This is a genomic window from Arcobacter thermotolerans (assembly GCF_983172305.1).
Genome location: NZ_CFAFZJ010000001.1, coordinates 39,820 through 57,337 on the forward strand (window position 1 = coordinate 39,820; position 17,518 = coordinate 57,337).

The 17,518-nt window shown below is 26.1% G+C and carries 19 protein-coding genes; 10 read left to right on the top strand and 9 right to left on the bottom strand.

Annotation, left to right across the window (positions count from 1 at the left end; translation table 11 throughout):
- The first annotated feature begins 21 nt into the window (after nucleotides 1-21).
- Complete coding sequence (gene pdxH, locus AC5LG6_RS00240) at nucleotides 22-660, top strand: pyridoxamine 5'-phosphate oxidase (RefSeq protein ID WP_066221934.1); 639 nt, start codon at nucleotides 22-24, stop codon at nucleotides 658-660.
- 2 nt (nucleotides 661-662) lie between these two features.
- The gene (locus tag AC5LG6_RS00245) at nucleotides 663-1,562 is read left to right on the top strand and encodes a cation diffusion facilitator family transporter (protein ID WP_422164296.1); all 900 of its coding nucleotides are present in this window, start codon (nucleotides 663-665) and stop codon (nucleotides 1,560-1,562) included.
- Nucleotides 1,563-1,603: 41 nt separating this feature from the next.
- Here the strand turns inward: AC5LG6_RS00245 and AC5LG6_RS00250 are convergent, their stop codons facing one another.
- The 3 genes from AC5LG6_RS00250 to AC5LG6_RS00260 are packed head-to-tail and all read right to left on the bottom strand — an operon-like array spanning nucleotide 1,604 to nucleotide 5,710.
- Nucleotides 1,604-3,739, bottom strand: a complete 2,136-nt coding sequence (locus tag AC5LG6_RS00250; RefSeq protein ID WP_498585395.1) for a diguanylate cyclase domain-containing protein — start codon at nucleotides 3,737-3,739, stop codon at nucleotides 1,604-1,606.
- Nucleotides 3,740-3,792: 53 nt separating this feature from the next.
- Complete coding sequence (gene dbpA, locus AC5LG6_RS00255; RefSeq protein WP_434274954.1) at nucleotides 3,793-5,160, bottom strand: ATP-dependent RNA helicase DbpA; 1,368 nt, start codon at nucleotides 5,158-5,160, stop codon at nucleotides 3,793-3,795.
- Nucleotides 5,150-5,710: a DedA family protein gene (locus AC5LG6_RS00260; RefSeq protein WP_066221926.1), complete on the bottom strand. Its 561-nt coding sequence runs from the start codon at nucleotides 5,708-5,710 to the stop codon at nucleotides 5,150-5,152. Before AC5LG6_RS00260 ends, dbpA begins: the two co-directional genes overlap by 11 nt.
- A gap of 113 nt (nucleotides 5,711-5,823) precedes the next feature.
- Here AC5LG6_RS00260 and AC5LG6_RS00265 point away from each other — a divergent pair, with 113 nt between their 5' ends.
- A complete protein-coding gene (locus AC5LG6_RS00265; RefSeq protein ID WP_479799387.1) occupies nucleotides 5,824-6,609 on the top strand; it encodes a DUF4197 domain-containing protein in 786 nt (261 codons plus the stop codon).
- A gap of 33 nt (nucleotides 6,610-6,642) precedes the next feature.
- Here AC5LG6_RS00265 and AC5LG6_RS00270 read toward each other — a convergent pair whose 3' ends face one another.
- Together AC5LG6_RS00270 and htpG are read right to left on the bottom strand one after the other, a co-directional pair.
- Nucleotides 6,643-7,224, bottom strand: coding sequence for a hypothetical protein (locus AC5LG6_RS00270; protein WP_498585396.1), 582 nt, complete (start codon nucleotides 7,222-7,224; stop codon nucleotides 6,643-6,645).
- A 109-nt stretch (nucleotides 7,225-7,333) separates the two neighbouring features.
- Nucleotides 7,334-9,241 carry a molecular chaperone HtpG gene (gene htpG, locus AC5LG6_RS00275; RefSeq protein WP_498585397.1) on the bottom strand — a complete coding sequence of 636 codons (1,908 nt, stop codon included), beginning with the start codon at nucleotides 9,239-9,241 and terminating at the stop codon, nucleotides 7,334-7,336.
- A 194-nt stretch (nucleotides 9,242-9,435) separates the two neighbouring features.
- On the opposite strand from htpG, the gene AC5LG6_RS00280 reads away from it, so the two are divergent.
- Together AC5LG6_RS00280 and ciaB are read left to right on the top strand one after the other, a co-directional pair.
- On the top strand, nucleotides 9,436-9,732 hold the full coding sequence (locus tag AC5LG6_RS00280) for a hypothetical protein (RefSeq protein WP_498585398.1): 297 nt from the start codon (nucleotides 9,436-9,438) through the stop codon (nucleotides 9,730-9,732).
- 10 nt (nucleotides 9,733-9,742) lie between these two features.
- Nucleotides 9,743-11,635 carry an invasion protein CiaB gene (gene ciaB, locus AC5LG6_RS00285; protein WP_498585399.1) on the top strand — a complete coding sequence of 631 codons (1,893 nt, stop codon included), beginning with the start codon at nucleotides 9,743-9,745 and terminating at the stop codon, nucleotides 11,633-11,635.
- Between the two features lie 69 nt (nucleotides 11,636-11,704).
- On the opposite strand, the gene AC5LG6_RS00290 is transcribed toward ciaB, so the two are convergent.
- Nucleotides 11,705-12,766, bottom strand: a complete 1,062-nt coding sequence (locus AC5LG6_RS00290) for an agmatinase family protein (protein ID WP_498585400.1) — start codon at nucleotides 12,764-12,766, stop codon at nucleotides 11,705-11,707.
- A gap of 77 nt (nucleotides 12,767-12,843) precedes the next feature.
- Between AC5LG6_RS00290 and AC5LG6_RS00295 the strand changes: the two genes are divergently transcribed.
- From AC5LG6_RS00295 to AC5LG6_RS00310, 4 genes are read left to right on the top strand one after another with little or no spacing between them, the layout of a single operon-like run.
- A complete protein-coding gene (locus AC5LG6_RS00295; RefSeq protein ID WP_498585401.1) occupies nucleotides 12,844-12,966 on the top strand; it encodes a hypothetical protein in 123 nt (40 codons plus the stop codon).
- A gap of 6 nt (nucleotides 12,967-12,972) precedes the next feature.
- Nucleotides 12,973-14,058 carry a DNA alkylation repair protein gene (locus AC5LG6_RS00300; protein ID WP_498585402.1) on the top strand — a complete coding sequence of 362 codons (1,086 nt, stop codon included), beginning with the start codon at nucleotides 12,973-12,975 and terminating at the stop codon, nucleotides 14,056-14,058.
- Complete coding sequence (gene ybaK, locus AC5LG6_RS00305; RefSeq protein ID WP_498585403.1) at nucleotides 14,042-14,524, top strand: Cys-tRNA(Pro) deacylase; 483 nt, start codon at nucleotides 14,042-14,044, stop codon at nucleotides 14,522-14,524. Before AC5LG6_RS00300 ends, ybaK begins: the two co-directional genes overlap by 17 nt.
- A gap of 3 nt (nucleotides 14,525-14,527) precedes the next feature.
- Complete coding sequence (locus tag AC5LG6_RS00310; protein WP_066157559.1) at nucleotides 14,528-14,725, top strand: hypothetical protein; 198 nt, start codon at nucleotides 14,528-14,530, stop codon at nucleotides 14,723-14,725.
- Between the two features lie 33 nt (nucleotides 14,726-14,758).
- Here the strand turns inward: AC5LG6_RS00310 and AC5LG6_RS00315 are convergent, their stop codons facing one another.
- Together AC5LG6_RS00315 and AC5LG6_RS00320 are read right to left on the bottom strand one after the other, a co-directional pair.
- A complete protein-coding gene (locus tag AC5LG6_RS00315; protein ID WP_498585404.1) occupies nucleotides 14,759-15,415 on the bottom strand; it encodes a class I SAM-dependent methyltransferase in 657 nt (218 codons plus the stop codon).
- A gap of 111 nt (nucleotides 15,416-15,526) precedes the next feature.
- Complete coding sequence (locus AC5LG6_RS00320) at nucleotides 15,527-16,420, bottom strand: DMT family transporter (RefSeq protein ID WP_498585405.1); 894 nt, start codon at nucleotides 16,418-16,420, stop codon at nucleotides 15,527-15,529.
- 101 nt (nucleotides 16,421-16,521) lie between these two features.
- Here AC5LG6_RS00320 and AC5LG6_RS00325 point away from each other — a divergent pair, with 101 nt between their 5' ends.
- The gene (locus AC5LG6_RS00325) at nucleotides 16,522-16,995 is read left to right on the top strand and encodes an outer membrane beta-barrel protein (RefSeq protein WP_498585406.1); all 474 of its coding nucleotides are present in this window, start codon (nucleotides 16,522-16,524) and stop codon (nucleotides 16,993-16,995) included.
- A 22-nt stretch (nucleotides 16,996-17,017) separates the two neighbouring features.
- On the opposite strand, the gene AC5LG6_RS00330 is transcribed toward AC5LG6_RS00325, so the two are convergent.
- Nucleotides 17,018-17,452 (bottom strand): globin domain-containing protein, encoded by a 435-nt coding sequence (locus AC5LG6_RS00330; RefSeq protein ID WP_066360370.1) that lies wholly within the window; start codon nucleotides 17,450-17,452, stop codon nucleotides 17,018-17,020.
- Nucleotides 17,453-17,518 lie beyond the last annotated feature (66 nt).

Here is a 17,518-nt window from a genome sequence, read left to right on the forward strand (position 1 = left end):
ATTTTATAAAAAGGAACAATTTTGGATTTAACAACTATAAGAGGAAAATACACTACAAAAAATTTTGATATAAAAGATTTAAATAAAAATCCTTTTAAGCAGTTTGAAGTTTGGTTTAATGATGCACTAAATGAAAATCTTTTAGAACCAAATGCATTTTCACTAGCAACAGTTGGTTCTGATATGATGCCTAGTATTAGAACCGTTTTATTAAAATATTTTGATAACGAAGGTTTTGTATTTTTTACAAATTATGAAAGTAAAAAAGCAAAACAAATAGAACAAAATCCAAAAGCTGCTGCACTTTTTACATGGTTAGCATTAGAAAGACAGATAAAAATAGAGGCAAATATTGAAAAAATATCAAAAGCTGATTCTCTAAAATATTTTTTAAGTCGTCCAAAAGGTAGTCAGCTTGGAGCATGGGTTTCAAGACAGAGTGAAACTATTAGCTCAAGAGCTTTATTGGAGCAAAAGTTTGATGAGATGAAAAGAAAATTTTTAAATAAAGAGATACCATTTCCATCTTTTTGGGGTGGTTATATTTTAAAACCTATAAGAATTGAATTTTGGCAAGGTGGTGAAGATAGACTTCATGACAGATTTTTGTATGAACTAAAAGAAAATAGTGAATGGACAATATCAAGATTGGCTCCATAAATATGTTAAAAAATAAAATTTCACCTCAGAAAAAAGCAACAATAATATCTTCAAGTGTTGCAGCAATTTTGACTTTAATTAAACTTGCTTTAGGAATTATTAGTGGTTCTGTTGCTGTTTTAGCTTCTGCTATTGATTCTGTTTTAGATATGTTTGTCTCAATTTTTAACTACTTTGCAATTTTAAATTCAGAAAAGCCAGCTGATAAAAAATTTAACTATGGAAGAGGTAAAATAGAGGCTTTAGCTCTATTTATTGAAGGTATTGTAATAACAATTTCTGGTTTATATTTACTTTATGAAGCTATAAAAAAAGCCTTATACAATGAGACTTCTTCATATCTTGATATATCTATTTATGTTATGATAATTTCATTAGTAATAACAATATCTTTAGTTATTTACCTAAATAGTGTTGCAAAAAAAACAAACTCTATGGTAATAAAAGCTGATGCCTTGCATTATAAAACAGATGTTTTAAGTAATCTTGCAGTCTTATGCTCTTTAATTTTAGTTCATTTTACAAATCTCGAAATATTTGATGTAATTATAGGGGTTATAATAGCTTTTTATATTATCTATTCAGCATTTTCAATTATAAAAAAAGGTGTTTTAGTTTTACTTGATGCTTCTATTGATGATGATTTGGTTTTAAAAATAGAAGATATCTTAAAAAATAATACAAATTTAAGTAACTTCCATTTATTAAAAACAAGAGAAGCTGCAAATAGAACATTTGTTGAAGTTCATATAGTTTTTAATACTCAACAAATTACTCTTATGGAAGCACATAAAATATGTGACCATATAGAAGATCGTATAAAGCTTATTGATAAAGATAGAAATTGGATTGTAAATATTCATCTTGACCCATACGACGACTACATAAAAGATGAGATATAAATTAAATTTATTTTATAAAATTATCAACATACAATAGAATTTTAGAAGAACTCTATTGTATTTTTTCCTTGTTTTTTTGCACTATACATTGCTGTATCAGCTTGTTTTATTATATCTTGAACACTAACACTTGAATCACTAAATAGTGTAATTCCAATACTAGGTGTTGAAACATTTACATGTCCTTGTATATGAGTTATGCTATTTAATGCATCTTTTATCTTCTGGGCTAAAAAATTTATATTTCTTCTAGCATCTGCTATATTATTTCCTAAATTATCTAGTAACACTATAAACTCATCGCCACCAATTCTAGAAACTGTATCTTCTTCTCTTACACACTCTTTTAATTTTTTAGCAACTGTAATTAAAAGGACATCTCCAATATCGTGTCCTAAAGTATCATTTACCTCTTTAAAATTATCCAAATCTATAAAAATAAGACCACCAAAAATATTATGTCTTACTGTTTTTGTAATTGCTCTTTCTATTCTATCTGTTAAAAGGAGTCTATTAGGAAGTCCAGTTAAATTATCATGAGTTGCTTGATACTCTAAAATTTTCTCTTTATCTTTTTGCTCACTAATATCCATATAATGAGCAAGATAATTTGTTATATTGTCATTCTCATCTCTTATTACAGAGATTGTTGCTCTTAAAGCAATAATCTCTCCATTTGATTTTTTATTATATAAATCACCTGTCCAAGTCCCATTTATTTTTAAATCATTCCACAATTTATCTATTAAAGCTTTATCTTGATGAGCTGTTTTAAAAATTCGTGGATTTTGCCCCAATAACTCATCTTTTGAATAAGACAAAATTTTACAAAATGCTTGATTTACCTTTATTATGATATTTTTATCATCAGTAATTAGCATAGGAGAAGATGAATCAAAAGCATAAGATGAAAGTTTTAACTCATTATCTTGCTTCATTCTTCTATCTTCATAATCAATTTTTTCTAAACAGTTTGTAATATCAAGAACTAGCTTATCAAAAAGTATCTCAGCTTCACTATCAAAAAAGTCTAATTCATTTGAATATAAAATTAATACAGCAACAACTTTATTAAATTTTTTTATTGGGAAAGTTGCCATTGAATTTATATGAAGCTCATTTGCCTTATTGTAAAAAACTGATACATTTTCAGCTTTAAAATCATTTATTACAATATTAGACTCTCTTTTTATCGTTTTTGATATTATATTTTCTTGTGAAAAATCTGCGAATTTATCTGCGTGTTTTATTATAATATCTTTATATTCACCATTTTCAGCAATAATTTGTCTATTCTCTAAATCATAAATAAAATTAAAAGTAAGACTCTTACTATCTCCTAAAAGTTCACTAATATCAAAATATAAATCATCTTTATTTAATGTCTTTGATAAAAACTTATTTGTATGATTCAGAAGTTCATAAATATTTTTATGTTTTTGTATCTTTGAAAAAGACTCTTGTTCTTCAAAAATTATTCTTCTTAAAATAAAAAATAGTGGTAGTAAAGTAAAAATACAGAAGAAAAAGAAAAGATAACTTAAAATTTTTTCAAATTTAACTTTTTCTTCAATCTCTTTTAGTTCTGTTGATAAAGAGTAAAGTGTAAAATTAAAACTATTTGATAGTTTCTCAATACTATTTTTACCAACAATAATATCTTCTAATTTCAAAAGTTCTTGCTGAAAATTACTACTTTGTATCTTAAATTTTAATAAAAAAAGAGTATCCACTAAAGAGTTATGGATATCATTATAATATTTTTTTATACTGTTGTCATCTATTTCATCTTTTAAAACTTTTTTTCTAAACTCTTCAAGATTAAAAAAAGATAATTTTAGAGTTGATAAATAATCTTTCCATTCAGATTTCCATGGTAAAGTATCAATTAAACTATTAAATTTAATTATTTTTTGATTTGTGCTATTTTGTTGCTCAAGCAAAGAATCTAACTTTTGAGAATCTTTAATAAAATCAAGAGATAAAATTTTCTCTTTTTCTAAAGATAAAATAACATTTTGTGCCTCTTTTAAGTAATCAATTCTAATTTCATTTTTTTTAAAATCATTTAAAGTATCAACTTTTTCCATTACTGTAATAAAACTAAAATACAAAATCCCAAGCACTGGAATAGTAAAGATTAGGACTATTTTTGAAAATAAACTATTTTTAAACACTAACCTCTCCTTTTAAATGTATTATATTTTTAGATATTATCATATTTCTTTTATTATTTTTCATAGGCTCTATAAAATTTACCCTTTATTTTTGTATTTTGTAACTTTTCTAAAACAAAAGGTAGTTTTTCTTTTTTTATTGCTACATATGAACAAAAATCAAATAAATCAATTGTTCCAATATCTTCTTTATCTAAACCAATTCCAGCTGTTAAAGCTCCCAAAATATCACCTTTTCTCAATTTTTGTTTTTTACCACCATTTATAAAAATTGACCTAAAGATAGAATCAATTTCAAAACTATTGTCAAAAATAATCTCTTTTGCATCTTCAAATACAATATCAGGAAAATGCTCTTTTATCTCTAAGGCACTTTTGGCTTCATTTGGTAAAACAAAAGTAATAGCAACTCCACCTTTTCCAGCCCTTGCAGTTCTTCCAATACGATGAGTATGTATTTTGTAGTTTAAAGCTAAATCATAGTTTATTACTAAATCTATATTATTTATATCAATTCCCCTACTTGCAACATCACTTGCTATTAAAACTGGATAACTTTTATTTGAAAATATAGTAAGAGTTTCATCCCTCTCTTTTTGGTCTAAATCACTATGAAGCGTAATTGCATCAATATCTCTTTCAAAAAGTGAATCTGCTAACTCTTCACAAGTTACCCTTTGATTACAAAAAATTATTGTGCTATTTGCTTGATATTTTTTTATCAATTTTTCTATTAAATTATCTTTTAAATCTCTTGAATTTACTTCATAAAAAACTTGTTTTATAATATTTTGTTCTTCATCTTCAACTTCAATATTCACTGGGTTATCTAAAAACTCTAAAGCTAAATTTTTAATCTCATTTGAAAATGTTGCAGAAAAAAGTAGAGTTTGTCTTTGTTTTGGTAAAAGTGAAGATACTTTTGAAATATCATCAAAAAATCCCATATCTAACATTTTATCTGCTTCATCCAAAACAAAAGTATTTATATTTTCTAGTTTTAAATTTCCTTCATTTATATGCTTTAATACTCTTCCAGCAGTTCCTACAACAATATGAGCCTCATGACTCAAGGATACAACTTGTGGTTTATAAGGAACTCCTCCACACAGTGTTAATACTTTTATATTTGGTGTAGATCTTAGAACTTCTCTCATAGTTTGAGCTATTTGAGTTGCTAACTCCCTTGTTGGAGCTAAAATCAAAGATTGAACTCTATATTTTTTCTTATCTAAGTTATTTATAATTGGTAAACAAAAAGCTAGAGTTTTCCCACTTCCCGTTTTTGCTCGAGCGATAATATCTTTTTTTTCTAAGCTATATTTTAAACTATTTTCTTGAATAGGAGTTAATGTTTTATATCCTAAGCTTTCAAGATTTTCTATTAAATTTTTTTCTAAATTTAAATCTCTAAATATCATTTTTGTTAATCTTTCTTCTCTTTTTTGGTCTAAAACTAATAATCAAAATAGTAAGTACAAGAATAACTGTAACAAGACCAACATATTTAAAATTATCAGCATATTCTAGTAAAAATGAACCTGCAATATAACTAGCATATCCTATAACACAAGCCCATAAAATAGAAGCTATTGAGTTAATAACAGTAAATTTAAATGAACTATAATCAGACAAACCCATAACAAGTGGAACTAAAGTTTTAATTCCATAAATATATTTTTGAATAATTATTACAAAAAAGCCATATTTTCTAAATAAAAGTTGTACAAGTGCAACTTTTCTTTTATGATTATTCATCATATTTTGTGCATAATTTTTATTATTTTTTGCCATAAAAAACAGAAACTGACTACCAACAATATTTGCAACTGCAGCAACAATAACTGTAATATAAATATTTAAAGTACCATCAAATGAAAAAGCTCCAGCAATTGCAAGAGCCAAAAAACCACCACCAAATGAATATAAAAAAAGAGCTATATAGCCCCAATCTTGAATAAACTGTTCCATAACTTTCCTATGTTTTACTAATTTTTTATTTTATCTAAATCTTGTTTGATTATAGCTATAATCTAAATTTAGTATAAATTTTATATAATAAAAAAATTTATTTAGGAGACTTTATGAAAAAAACAGTTTTGCTATCATCAATCTTATTAACATCTATTTTTGCTTTTGATTTAAAGAGTATTGCAACAGAAGTTGGAAAAAATATACCTTCAACTACTAATCAATCACAAAATAAATCAAACTTAGACAATAGTACAATTTCTAGCGGTTTAAAAGAGGCTTTAAAAAGTGGTGTAACATTTGCTACAACTCAACTTGGAAAAAAAGATGGTTATTTAAATAATAAAGATGTAAGAATTCCTCTTCCTCCTAATCTAGCAAATGCTGAAACGCTTATAAGAAAAGCTGGTGGAGATAAAATGGCTGATGATTTAATTAAATCTATGAACAGTGCTGCATCGCAAGCTGCTCCAAAAACTGCTGATATTTTTATGGATGCTATTTCAAAAATGAGTTTAACTGATGCACAAAAAATTCTAAATAGTGGAGAAAATGGAGCAACAGATTATTTCAAAAAAAATACAACAGACTCTTTGAAAAAAATGATTAAACCAATTATTCAATCTAGTATGAAAGATAACAATGTTGCACAATATTACGATATGGCAAACAGTTTTTATCAATCAAGTGCAAAACCACTATTAAATAATAGTGCTATTTCAGGTTTAGCAAAAAATTTAGGAGTAAATACAGATAACTCTAGTGATAGTTTAGATGATTTTGTTACACAAAAGGCTATTGATGGTCTTTTTACTATGATAGGTGAAAAAGAGGCTGGTATTAGAGCAAATTCGGTTGAACAAACTAGTTCAATTTTAAAACAAGTATTTGGAAAATAAAATATATTTAAACTAGCAAAAGTTATTCAAAATTTAACTTGAAGCTAGTTTAAAATAGTTGTTTAAAGCATTCTTTTTTACTAAACTAATATTTAAATCAAAATGATTATTTTCATTTTTCTCAAAATTACAATTATATGATTTTTCAAAATTTTTTAAAAGATTTTCATATAATTCACCTTTTGTATCAACTATAAAAATCTCTTTGTTCATTTCATAAATGTAGATTAAATATAGATTAAACTCATTGTTTACTCTATAAATATTAAACTCATAATGAGTATGGCTTTTTTTCTCTAAATTTTCAAAACTATATACTTTTAGTTCATCTTTTAGAATATTTAAAAAATATGAAAATGGTTGTGAATTCCACATAACATCATTTAAAGTATGAATATATTCTAGAAAAATATTGTTTGCTTTTAGTGTATAAGCTTCGTAAACATAAGGGTCATGCCTTACTTTTATAACAATATTATAAAGTGTATATTTATAATAACTATCTGTAGAGATTTTAAATTTTAAATCATTTTCTTCAACACTAAAATATGGTATAGATAGTTTTGTAACTTTTTTAAAAATAAATTTAAAAAGGTCAAATATAGTACGAAACATATTTTTAGCTCCTGATGATTTTTGTAACTTTAGCTAAAAATAGAGTATTGTGCAAGTATTGTTTTGTTTATATTTTAATAAAAAATCCAGAAAAATCTGGACTTTTTATTTACATAGCAAGAGATGTTATTTTTGTAAGTCTTTTTGCAAATGCAACTTTATCACTTACATCTACACCTTCACTAATTTTTGCAAGGTCAAGTAAAATCCAAGATACATCTTCTATTAATTCATCATTTGTTGAAGATTGAAGTTTTTTTACTATTTCGTGATTTGGATTAATCTCTAAAATAGGTTTGATTTCTGGTGCTTCTTGTCCCATTGCTCTAAACATATGAGCCATTGCGGCCATTTGTGCATCTTGTGCATCTTTTGTAATACAAGAAGCAAAACTATCAAGTCTAGAAGTAATTTTTACATCTTTAACTTCGCTACCTAGTTTATCTTTTATTTTTGAAACTATATCTTTAAACTCTTCTTCTATTTTTTGTTTCTCTTCTTCATTTACTTCAACTTTTGGAGCTTGTGCTGTTGTAATATCAGTAAATTGCCACTCTTTAAATGCACCAATTGTTGGTGTTATAATCTCATCTATCTCTTTATCATCTAAAATTAAAACTTCGATATTGTTTTTCTTATAACTTTCAAGTAATGGAGAGTTTCTTAATACTTTTTCATTATCACCAACAATATAGTAAATAGCTTTTTGTTCACTATTTGCTCTTTGTTTATAATCTTCAAGAGAAGTTAATTTTTTCTCATCAGCAGTAGATTTGTATCTTAAAAGCTCAAGAATTGACTCTTTATTTGTATAATCTTGATAAACTCCCTCTTTTAAAGCACGATTATATTGAGAGATAAATTGTGAGTATTTCTCTTCATCTTTTGATAATTTTTTAATCTCACTTAAAATCTTTTTAACACTACTTTGTTTGATATTTGCTAAGATTCTATTCTCTTGTAAAATCTCACGGCTAACATTTAGAGGTAAATCTTCACTATCAATAATCCCTCTTACAAATCTTAAGTAAGTTGGTAATAATTCTCTATCATCATCTGTTATAAATACTCTTTTTACATATAGTTTAATTCCACTTTGATAATCTGCTCTATACATATCCATTGGAGCAATTTTAGGAATGTAAAATAGTGTTGTATATTCGTTTACCCCTTCAGTTTTTGTATGTATTGTAAGAAGTGGATCTGAACTATCTTGAGAAATTGATTTATAGAAGTTATTATAATCTTCTTGTTTTAATTTAGCTTTTGCTTGAGTCCAAAGTGCTGTTGCTTCATTTATTTGCTCATGTTTTCTTTCATTTTTTTTAACTGCTTCTTTTCCTGCTTTTTTATCTTCTTCACTTAACTCTTCTGTAACTTCTTGATCATAATTTAAGAAAATTGGATAAGCAATATGGTTTGAATATTTTTCAACTATATTTTTAATTCTGTATTTACTTGCAAACTCACTTACCTCATCATCTTTTAATTTGATATAAATAACTGTTCCATTTGTCTCTTTTGTGCAAGGTGCTAAATCAAACTCTCCAGTTCCAGTTGAACTCCATTTATAAGCTGTCTCTTCTCCAGCTTTTTTAGAGATTACATCTACTTTTTCTGCAACCATAAATACAGAGTAAAATCCAACCCCAAATTGACCAATTAAGTTTGAATCTTTTTTTGCATCACCTGTTAGTGCTTCAACAAAAGATTTTGTACCTGATTTTGCAATAGTACCAATAGAATTTATCATATCCTCTTCATTCATACCAATACCATTATCAACTATAGTTAAAGATTTATCTTTTTCATCAAAAGAGATATTAATCTCACCTTTCCAAGAAGCAAAACTCTCCTTTAACTTCTCATCTGTAAGTCTTAGATAATTTAACTTATCAATAGCATCACTTGAGTTTGATACAAGCTCTCTTATAAAAATCTCTTTATTTGAGTATAAAGAGTGTGTCATTAGATGAAGAAGTTGCCCTACTTCTGTTTGAAATTGATGTTTTGCCATAAAAAAATCTCCTTTTTTTATTTTTATTATAAATTTTTAATTTTTCAAAAAGGAATTTTATCAAACCTTTATTAAACTTGGCTAAAGTTTTTTATTTTTTTAGCACTATTATATATTGAGTGCTAAAATACTAATTCTTTTTTTTATAAATATTTTTTATGATAAAATATGAACAGATATTTTAAAGGAAAATTATGGAATTAATGATACAAATTTGGGATTACTGGTTTTATATAGGTTCAGCTATAGCTTTATTCATTTTATATACAGAAATTACAACTAAAGTAAATGGTGCAAATGGTTTGATATGGCTTGTTGTCACTTCTTTACTAGCGTGTGCAACTTTAATTCTGTGGTTTATATCAATAATATTTTTAGAATTAGGAACATTATTTTTATATCTTTTCTATTCAATTATGTATTTTGTAATATATATATTACTTTCAATATTTTTAACAAACTACTTTTCAAATAGAAGAAATAGATATTAATAGGAAAATTATGACAAAACAAAATTTTATAAATGATTTACAAAAAATTTATGACTATTTAGACAATGAAAAAACAAAAACAAATGAGTTATTAAAATTTTTAGAAAACAAAGAGTTGGATAAACTATTTATAATCGATGATTTTGCAAAGAGTTTAGATTTGAAAATAAGTGATGATTTAAGATTTGCACTTGTTACAAGGCTTGTAAATTTAAGAGATGATAGCTTAGTTCAAGTTTTGAAAAAACTTGAAAAGAGTGAAAAAGAGATTATTGAAATTCAAGAAAAAGCGTATCAATTTGTAAAAAAATATTGGCACGAAAAACATAAAAACTTAATAGATTTTATAGTTCAAAAAAATCTTTTAACTCCTTTTTATAGAGAAATTTTTATTGGAGTTTACAATGTTGGTCTTGCTATGTCATCTTGGCAAAGCTCTTGGACAGCACACATAATAAATAAAATAAATAAAGAGCTAAGTGCTAAATTTGAAGGCAATGAAGAGAAAATTATGAAATATCTTGAAGATGAAAAGCTTTTAGATTTAGGTCATGGTGGAATTATTGCAGATAGATGTTATTCAGCACTTGTAAAAGAGAAAGAAACTTATAGTTCAAAAGCATATATAAAAGCTTTCAAAAAAGAGGTTACACAAGTTGTAGATTCTCTTGAAGAGTTTGTAGATAAATTAATTGAGCTTGAAGATGAAATTTATAATCAAAAATGGGATTATATAAAATATATTCAAAGTTTAATTGTAGCATTTAGTGAAGATAAAACAGATGCGCTTGTAAATAAATGGGCAAATGTAGATAGAGCTTGGATGAAAATAACTACACCTATTCAAATAGGTCATCCACTTGAATATTATGAAGACCACTTTAGAAAAGCTGTTGCACTAGAGTGGGATATTAGACTCACAAATCCAAAATTTGCTCAAAATGACCATAGAGTAAATAAAATAAAATCAGCATTTACAAAGATTTTTAATAGTTTTGAGCAAAATTCAAAAAGTGAAGAGTACAAAAAAATATTTGATTTTAGCTTCAAATCACTTGATAAAGTACAACTTTATGTTGGTCGACCAGCACTGTTTTTTGGAGCTGAACTAAATGGATTATTTTCAGCTCAAGTTGTACCAAATGATGAAGTTGTAAGTCTTGAAGAGGGTAAAAAAATATTTGCATTTTCTGATGAGATTTTACAAAGTAGTCGTGCTAAACCATTCTTAAAACTTAGCCGTGAGATATTTGGACAAGAGTTATTAACAAAAGATAGAAATTTTCTTTTTAAACAAACAGCTTCATGGCATAGTGTTTATGATATTACAACTATTGGGCATGAGTATGGACATATTTTATGGTGCGATGAAGAGACAGAGAGTTTTATGAATAAAACAGGAAATTTTAAAAATATAGAAGAGTTTAAAGCAACAACTGGAGGATTAATCTCATATTTACTTGATGAAAAAGATGATGAAAAACATCTAAAAGAAGCTATTTTGATAGATTTGATAAAAAGAAGTGTTGGACTTATCTCTTGGATGGAAGTTGATGAAGTTCAACCATACTATTGCGAAGGCTTAATTCATCTTTGTGCTCTTTTTGAAAGTTCTATTTTAACTTGGAATGAAGATAAAAAAGAGCTAAAAATTGATTTAGAAGATGAAAAATTTGAAAAACTAAAAGTTTGGTATATCAAAAATTATACTGCTTTAGCAAAGCACTATTTAGAAAAACTAGATGCTACAAAGTTTTTGAATATTTATGCTACTAAAAAAGATAAATATTTTATGCCAAATGATGAAAATATAAAATCTTTTGTAGAATATTATTTCAAAAGGTATCAAGAGATAGGTCAAGAGTTAGATACTTTTGATAAAAAAGAGAATTACATAAAATAACTATTTCTATCATAACCACTATTTTAAGATGGTTATGATAGTTTAAATTTTTAGTATAGTTTTAAAACTTTATCTATACTCTATTTTACCTTGACTTGCTAATAAAGCTCCACAAAGATTGTATAAAACTCTAGCTCCAACGTTTGCATCCCAACCATTTTTACTATCTCCAACTTCAACTAAATCAAAACCTATAATCTTTCTTCCACTTTTTACTACCATAAAAATTAAATGCTCTAACTCGCCATATCTTAATCCGCCAGGAACTGGAGTTCCAGTATTTGGGCAGTTTAATGGTTCAAGACCATCTATATCAATAGAGATATAAACATTTTTTGGAAGCTGTTCTATATATGGAGTAAAAACTTCTTCAAGAGATTTTCCAGTTGCAATTTGAGCTTGCATAGCTGTATCATAAAGACAATCACCTTTATCTCCTAAATTAATCATTCTTTGTGCTTCTTCTTTACTATAATCTCTAATTCCAACTTGAATAAGCTTTGATACATTTTTACACTCATTTAAAACATTGTAAAAAATAGATGCGTGAGAATATGTAAACCCTTCATAAGCCTCTCTTAAATCGTGATGTGCATCTACATGAAGTATTCCAAAATCCTCTTTAGAAGTATCATCTAAAGCTTTTATAAGTCCTAAAGGACAAGAGTGATCACCACCAACAACTGCCACAAATTTATCTTTTTTTATTCTTTTTAAAGCTGCCTCGTATACATGTAAATTTATTGCTTTTGAAACTTCATTTACATATTTTAAATCTTTTTTACAACTCTCTCCACACTCAATTGCTTCTATTACATTTAAAGCTTTTTTTCTAGTTTTATTACTAAGTTTTAGTATATGTTTATCTACTTCAAGCATAGAAATTCCAGCTTTATATGGTTTAATATAGTGATAATTTTCAACATCTAGCTGATGACTTGCCAATCTTATATTATCAGGTGCTTTTGAAGTTCCTTCTCCAAATGAAACAGTAGCTTCCCAAGGAACTGGAATTAAAATTAAACTAGCCTCTTTTGGGTCTAAATTTCCACCAATAAATCCATCATCTTCTTGAGGTGGCAATCCTAATTCTAATAATTTTATCTCTTCTGTTAAGCTTCTGTATTTCATAATTCTTCCTAATAATTAATATTTCATATTATGATTATATGATAAAATAAATTAATATATAACAAAGGGTGTGTATTATGTTTACAGTTATTTTTGAAGTTGAAATTTCTAAATTAGAAAAAGAAGAAAAGCCTATTTTTAAAGATTATAAAATAAACCGTGCTTTAAATAAAAAATCTTACACTTTAATTTATAAATAACTATTTATGGCTACTTTACTAAAAAATTTATACTCAAAAGAGTTTATAGAAAAACTTTCAATTAGTTTGCAAGATAAATATAAAATTTTTAAAAAAGATGAGTTTAAAAAAGCTATTTTAATAAATACTTGGGAAGGTTTTGAACTAAAACAAAGAATACGACATATCTCAAAAACTTTGTATGAGTTTTTACCTTTTTCATATAAAGAGCAAATTGATATCTTAATAGAGGTAAAAAAAGATTTCAAAGCTTTGGAAGCTATAATTTTTCAAGATTTTGTTGAAGTTTTTGGGCTTGATGATTTTGAAATTTCCATGAACGCTTTGGAAATTTTTACAATAGATTCAAGTAGTGAATTTGCAATACGACAATTTATAATTAAATATGAAGACAAAACTATAAATCAAATGAAAATTTGGGCAAAAAGTAAAAATGAGCATATAAGAAGATTAGCAAGTGAAGGAAGCAGACCTAGACTTCCTTGGGCTGTTGCTTTGCCAAATTTTAAGAAAAATCCACAAAAGGTGTTTGAGATAATTGAGTTACTCAAAAATGACTCTTCAAAATATGTTCAAAAAAGTGTAGCAAATAATCTAAATGATATATCAAAAGATAATCCAAAACAAGTTATAGAGTTTGTAAAAAAGAATTTAAATATTTCAAAAAATCTTGATTGGATTTGTAAGCATGGAAGTAGAACTTTGCTTAAAGCTGGAGATAAAGAGGTATTAAATTTGTTTAATTTTGATAAATCTCATCATATACATCTCACAAATTTTTGTTATGATAAAACTATATTTTTGAATGAAGATTTTAATTTTTCATTTGAGATAAATTCAGATGAAGCTATTGGGAATATAAGAATTGAATATGTTATTTATTATTTAAAATCAAATAATAATCATAATAAAAAAGTTTTTATGATAAGTCAAAATAGTATAGAATCAACAAAAAAAAGATTTCAAAAAAAACAGAGTTTTAAAAATATGACAACTAGAAAACACTATATAGGAACTCATTTTATAGGAATTTTGATAAATGGAGTAGAAGTTTTAAAAGAGGAGTTTTTCTTAAATGACACCCGCAATTAATTTACTAAAAAAACATAAATGTGATTTTAAAATTCATAAATATGAACACGATCCAGCTTGCATAAATTTTGGAGATGAAGCAGTAGAAAAACTAGGTTTAGATGCAAATCAAGTTTATAAAACTTTGCTTGTTGAACTTACTCCAAAAGAGTTAGTTGTTTGTGTTGTTCCTGTTTCAAAACAGCTTAGTTTAAAAGAAGTTGCAGATATTTTTGAAGTAAAAAAAGCACAAATGGCAAATAAAGATGAAGCACAAAAAGTAACTGGATATTTGCTTGGAGGTATTTCTCCTTTAGGACAAAAAAAACTTTTAAGAACGGTTTTAGACAAAAGTGTTGATAATTTTAAAACAATCTTTATAAGTGGCGGTAAAAGAGGATTGGATATTGAAGTTTTTCCAAAAGATTTGGAAATGATTTTAAAAGCAAAAGTTGGTAGAATAACTTCATCTAATTATAAAGGATAAATTATGGCAAAAAACAAAGGTGAACCAAGTTTAGAAAAAATTGATGATTACAATGGAAATGAATCAAAACAAAAAAGAAACAGTGTAAGATTGATTGTTATTTTACTTCTTGCTTTAGGTGCATTTTTTGCATATATGAAACAACCTTCAAACCAAACAGCTATTGAAATTCAAGAGAAAACTTCAATTCCAGCTAGATAAAAGCTTTTAGCTTTTATCATCATTTTGTATCTACTACTCTCTTGAATATTTAAATATTTTACCTTTGTAAGGCTCTTCCAAAAAATCTGTATTTTTAGGTTCTATAAAGCTAAATGAAAAACCAAAAGTTTCCATCTGTTTTGTAAATTTTGCTTGATACCCTCTATTTGGATTTACTAAAATAACCTTTGCTTTGTCATTTGCATGAGCATTTATAAAATTTGAAAGAAGAACTGCATGATCTCTTTCATATAATAAATCGCTTCCAATAATTAAATCAAATTTACCGAGTTCTTCTTGATATTCATTACTCCAGCAAGTTCTTATAAATGGAATTTCATCATCTTTATTCAATTCTGTGTTAATATCCAAAAACTTTTCAGCTTCAGGATGATAGTCAGTTGCTGTAATATCAGCATTTAATCTATTTAAAATAAGGCTTGATAGACCAATTCCACATCCAACTTCTAAAATTCTTTTATTTTTAAAATCATAATCAAATATAAAATTTGCTAAAACTTCACTAGATGGCCAAACAACTCCAAATAAAGACCAAGTTGCACTTGATATTCCTAAATCTTCTGCTTTTTTATCTTTATCAGAGAATTGTTGTTTGTCTTTTAACGTTCTTAAGTGTATATCATTATCACCAAACTCAATTGTTTGATATTTATAACGAAGAGGTTTCATAATATTGAGCTAATTATTAGTAACTTTTTTAAATTTTTTTTTATCATATTAATTCCTCTTTTATTTTAATTGTCTATTCATACTATCGCAATAGTAAAATAAAAGCAAATTTTAGTTTTTTATTTTAAAAAATTTATCAATATAATCTTTTAAAACTATTAGTATAACTCCAAATAAAATAAACACTATTCCAATAACTAACCAAAAAGTTATTTTTTCATTAAAAACATAAACTCCAATTAGGACAGCAGTTAAAGGCTCTAATGCTCCTAAAATAGATGCACTTGTTGAACCAATTAGCTGAATTGCTTTTATTAAAAAAAGTAAAGATATGATTGTAGGAACGAGAGCTAAAAATATTGTATAAAACCACATATTGAAGTTTACTAAAGGCATAATATTTAAACTTCTATCAAAAAATGAGTGTATTAAAATAGTTATTGTACAAAATAGCATAGAGTAAAAAGTAACTTTTAGTGCAGACATTTTTAGATATTGATTTATAATAACTATATAAATAGCATAGCACAATGATGAAACTATTACTAAAAATATCCCAAAATTACTAACATTTGCTCCATCACTTTCATATAATAAAACAACTCCTAAAAATGCAAAAATTATAGATAAAATAGTTATTATTGAATTTTTCTCTTTAAAAAACAACGCCATTATAATTGCTACAAATATAGGATAAATAAATAAAACAGTAGATGCAAGTCCAGCATCCATATATAAAAATGAGTTAAATAAACTAATTGCAGAAATACCAAATAATAAACCTAAAAGAACTAAAAGTATAATCTCTTTAAATTTTAAATAAAAAGAATCTTTTTTGATAAGCATAAAAATAGCTAATAAAATTGAGGCAAAAATAAATCTATAAAAAATTACAGAGTTTACATTTAAACCCTCTTCATATAAAAATAGTGCCCCTAATGGGTTCATTCCATAGCAAATAGCAGAGATGATAGCTAGTATAACTCCTTTTGTTTGTAAACTCAAAAATATCCTTTAATTTTTTTATGGATTTTACTCAAAGAACTCTTATTTTAGGGTTTAAGAGATATTTTTATACAATTGCGCTTTAAAATTTAGGAGTAAAAATGAGAAAAATAATAACTTCAACTATTTTAGTTGGACTTTTATCTTCTGCCTTTGCAATGGATACAAAAATTTATGCAGGAGCAAGTGCTGCAAAAATTGATAATCATAGCTATACACAATACAATATTGGTCACAATACTGGTACAAAATTTGATAATAATGTTATTTTAGCTTTTGGAAATAGTTTAGGATATGGAAGAGTTAAAACAGGTCTTAGTGCAACAACAGTTGATATGGATGGAAAAGTAGGTTATGAGTTTGTTCAAAATTTAATTGCTTATGGAATTGGTTCTGGAGCAGTTCAATTTTATGATGATAGTACATATACAGGTTTAGGATATGGTGCTGCTTTAGAGTATAGAATTAGCCAAACTGTTTCAGTAGAAGGTTCATACAAAACTATGAATATGAGTAAAAGTAATCATAGCTATGATTATGATACATCAAATTTAGGCGTTAAATTTGGATTTTAGAAGCTAAAGAGCTTCTAAATTATCAATCTTCAGGTGAGTTTATCATCCACATAGAGAAGATATCTAAATAGTTCCAAAAAGATTTTTTTAAATCTTCAGGAATATCCAAATCTTTTAAAATCTCAATATAACACTCAAGCCAAACTCTTCTAGCCTTTGGAGTTATTTTAAAAGGTGCATGTCTTTTTACCATCATAGGATTTCCTCTATGTTGATTAAAGTAGTCAGGACCTCCACAAATTTGTATAAAAAAATCTGCTGAATTTACTTTTGCTTGTTCAAACTCCTCATCATCTTGTGGAAACAGATCTTTTATTGAACTTTGTCTTAGTAAATCATAGTGTTTTGATATAATTTCTCTAAGTCCATCTTCTTTAATAGTTTCTAAAAATTTTAATGATGGTTTTTCAACAGCTGGTCTTGTTCCAAAAATTGCTTCTGATATTTTAAATTCCATTTTATAACCTTTTTTAATTAAATTGTTTTCAAATTTTTGCAATATTACAATAAATAGTATATTAAA

Excerpts from the sequence above, each read along its gene's own strand:
- AC5LG6_RS00245 (WP_422164296.1), top strand. The coding sequence starts at position 663 with ATGTTAAAAAATAAAATTTCACCTCAGAAAAAAGCAACAATAATATCT.
- dbpA (WP_434274954.1), bottom strand. The coding sequence starts at position 5,160 with ATGATATTTAGAGATTTAAATTTAGAAAAAAATTTAATAGAAAATCTT.
- AC5LG6_RS00260 (WP_066221926.1), bottom strand. The coding sequence starts at position 5,710 with ATGGAACAGTTTATTCAAGATTGGGGCTATATAGCTCTTTTTTTATAT.
- AC5LG6_RS00265 (WP_479799387.1), top strand. The coding sequence starts at position 5,824 with ATGAAAAAAACAGTTTTGCTATCATCAATCTTATTAACATCTATTTTT.
- AC5LG6_RS00270 (WP_498585396.1), bottom strand. The coding sequence starts at position 7,224 with ATGTTTCGTACTATATTTGACCTTTTTAAATTTATTTTTAAAAAAGTT.
- htpG (WP_498585397.1), bottom strand. The coding sequence starts at position 9,241 with ATGGCAAAACATCAATTTCAAACAGAAGTAGGGCAACTTCTTCATCTA.
- AC5LG6_RS00280 (WP_498585398.1), top strand. The coding sequence starts at position 9,436 with ATGGAATTAATGATACAAATTTGGGATTACTGGTTTTATATAGGTTCA.
- ciaB (WP_498585399.1), top strand. The coding sequence starts at position 9,743 with ATGACAAAACAAAATTTTATAAATGATTTACAAAAAATTTATGACTAT.
- AC5LG6_RS00290 (WP_498585400.1), bottom strand. The coding sequence starts at position 12,766 with ATGAAATACAGAAGCTTAACAGAAGAGATAAAATTATTAGAATTAGGA.
- AC5LG6_RS00295 (WP_498585401.1), top strand. The coding sequence starts at position 12,844 with ATGTTTACAGTTATTTTTGAAGTTGAAATTTCTAAATTAGAAAAAGAA.
- AC5LG6_RS00300 (WP_498585402.1), top strand. The coding sequence starts at position 12,973 with ATGGCTACTTTACTAAAAAATTTATACTCAAAAGAGTTTATAGAAAAA.
- ybaK (WP_498585403.1), top strand. The coding sequence starts at position 14,042 with ATGACACCCGCAATTAATTTACTAAAAAAACATAAATGTGATTTTAAA.
- AC5LG6_RS00310 (WP_066157559.1), top strand. The coding sequence starts at position 14,528 with ATGGCAAAAAACAAAGGTGAACCAAGTTTAGAAAAAATTGATGATTAC.
- AC5LG6_RS00315 (WP_498585404.1), bottom strand. The coding sequence starts at position 15,415 with ATGAAACCTCTTCGTTATAAATATCAAACAATTGAGTTTGGTGATAAT.
- AC5LG6_RS00325 (WP_498585406.1), top strand. The coding sequence starts at position 16,522 with ATGAGAAAAATAATAACTTCAACTATTTTAGTTGGACTTTTATCTTCT.
- AC5LG6_RS00330 (WP_066360370.1), bottom strand. The coding sequence starts at position 17,452 with ATGGAATTTAAAATATCAGAAGCAATTTTTGGAACAAGACCAGCTGTT.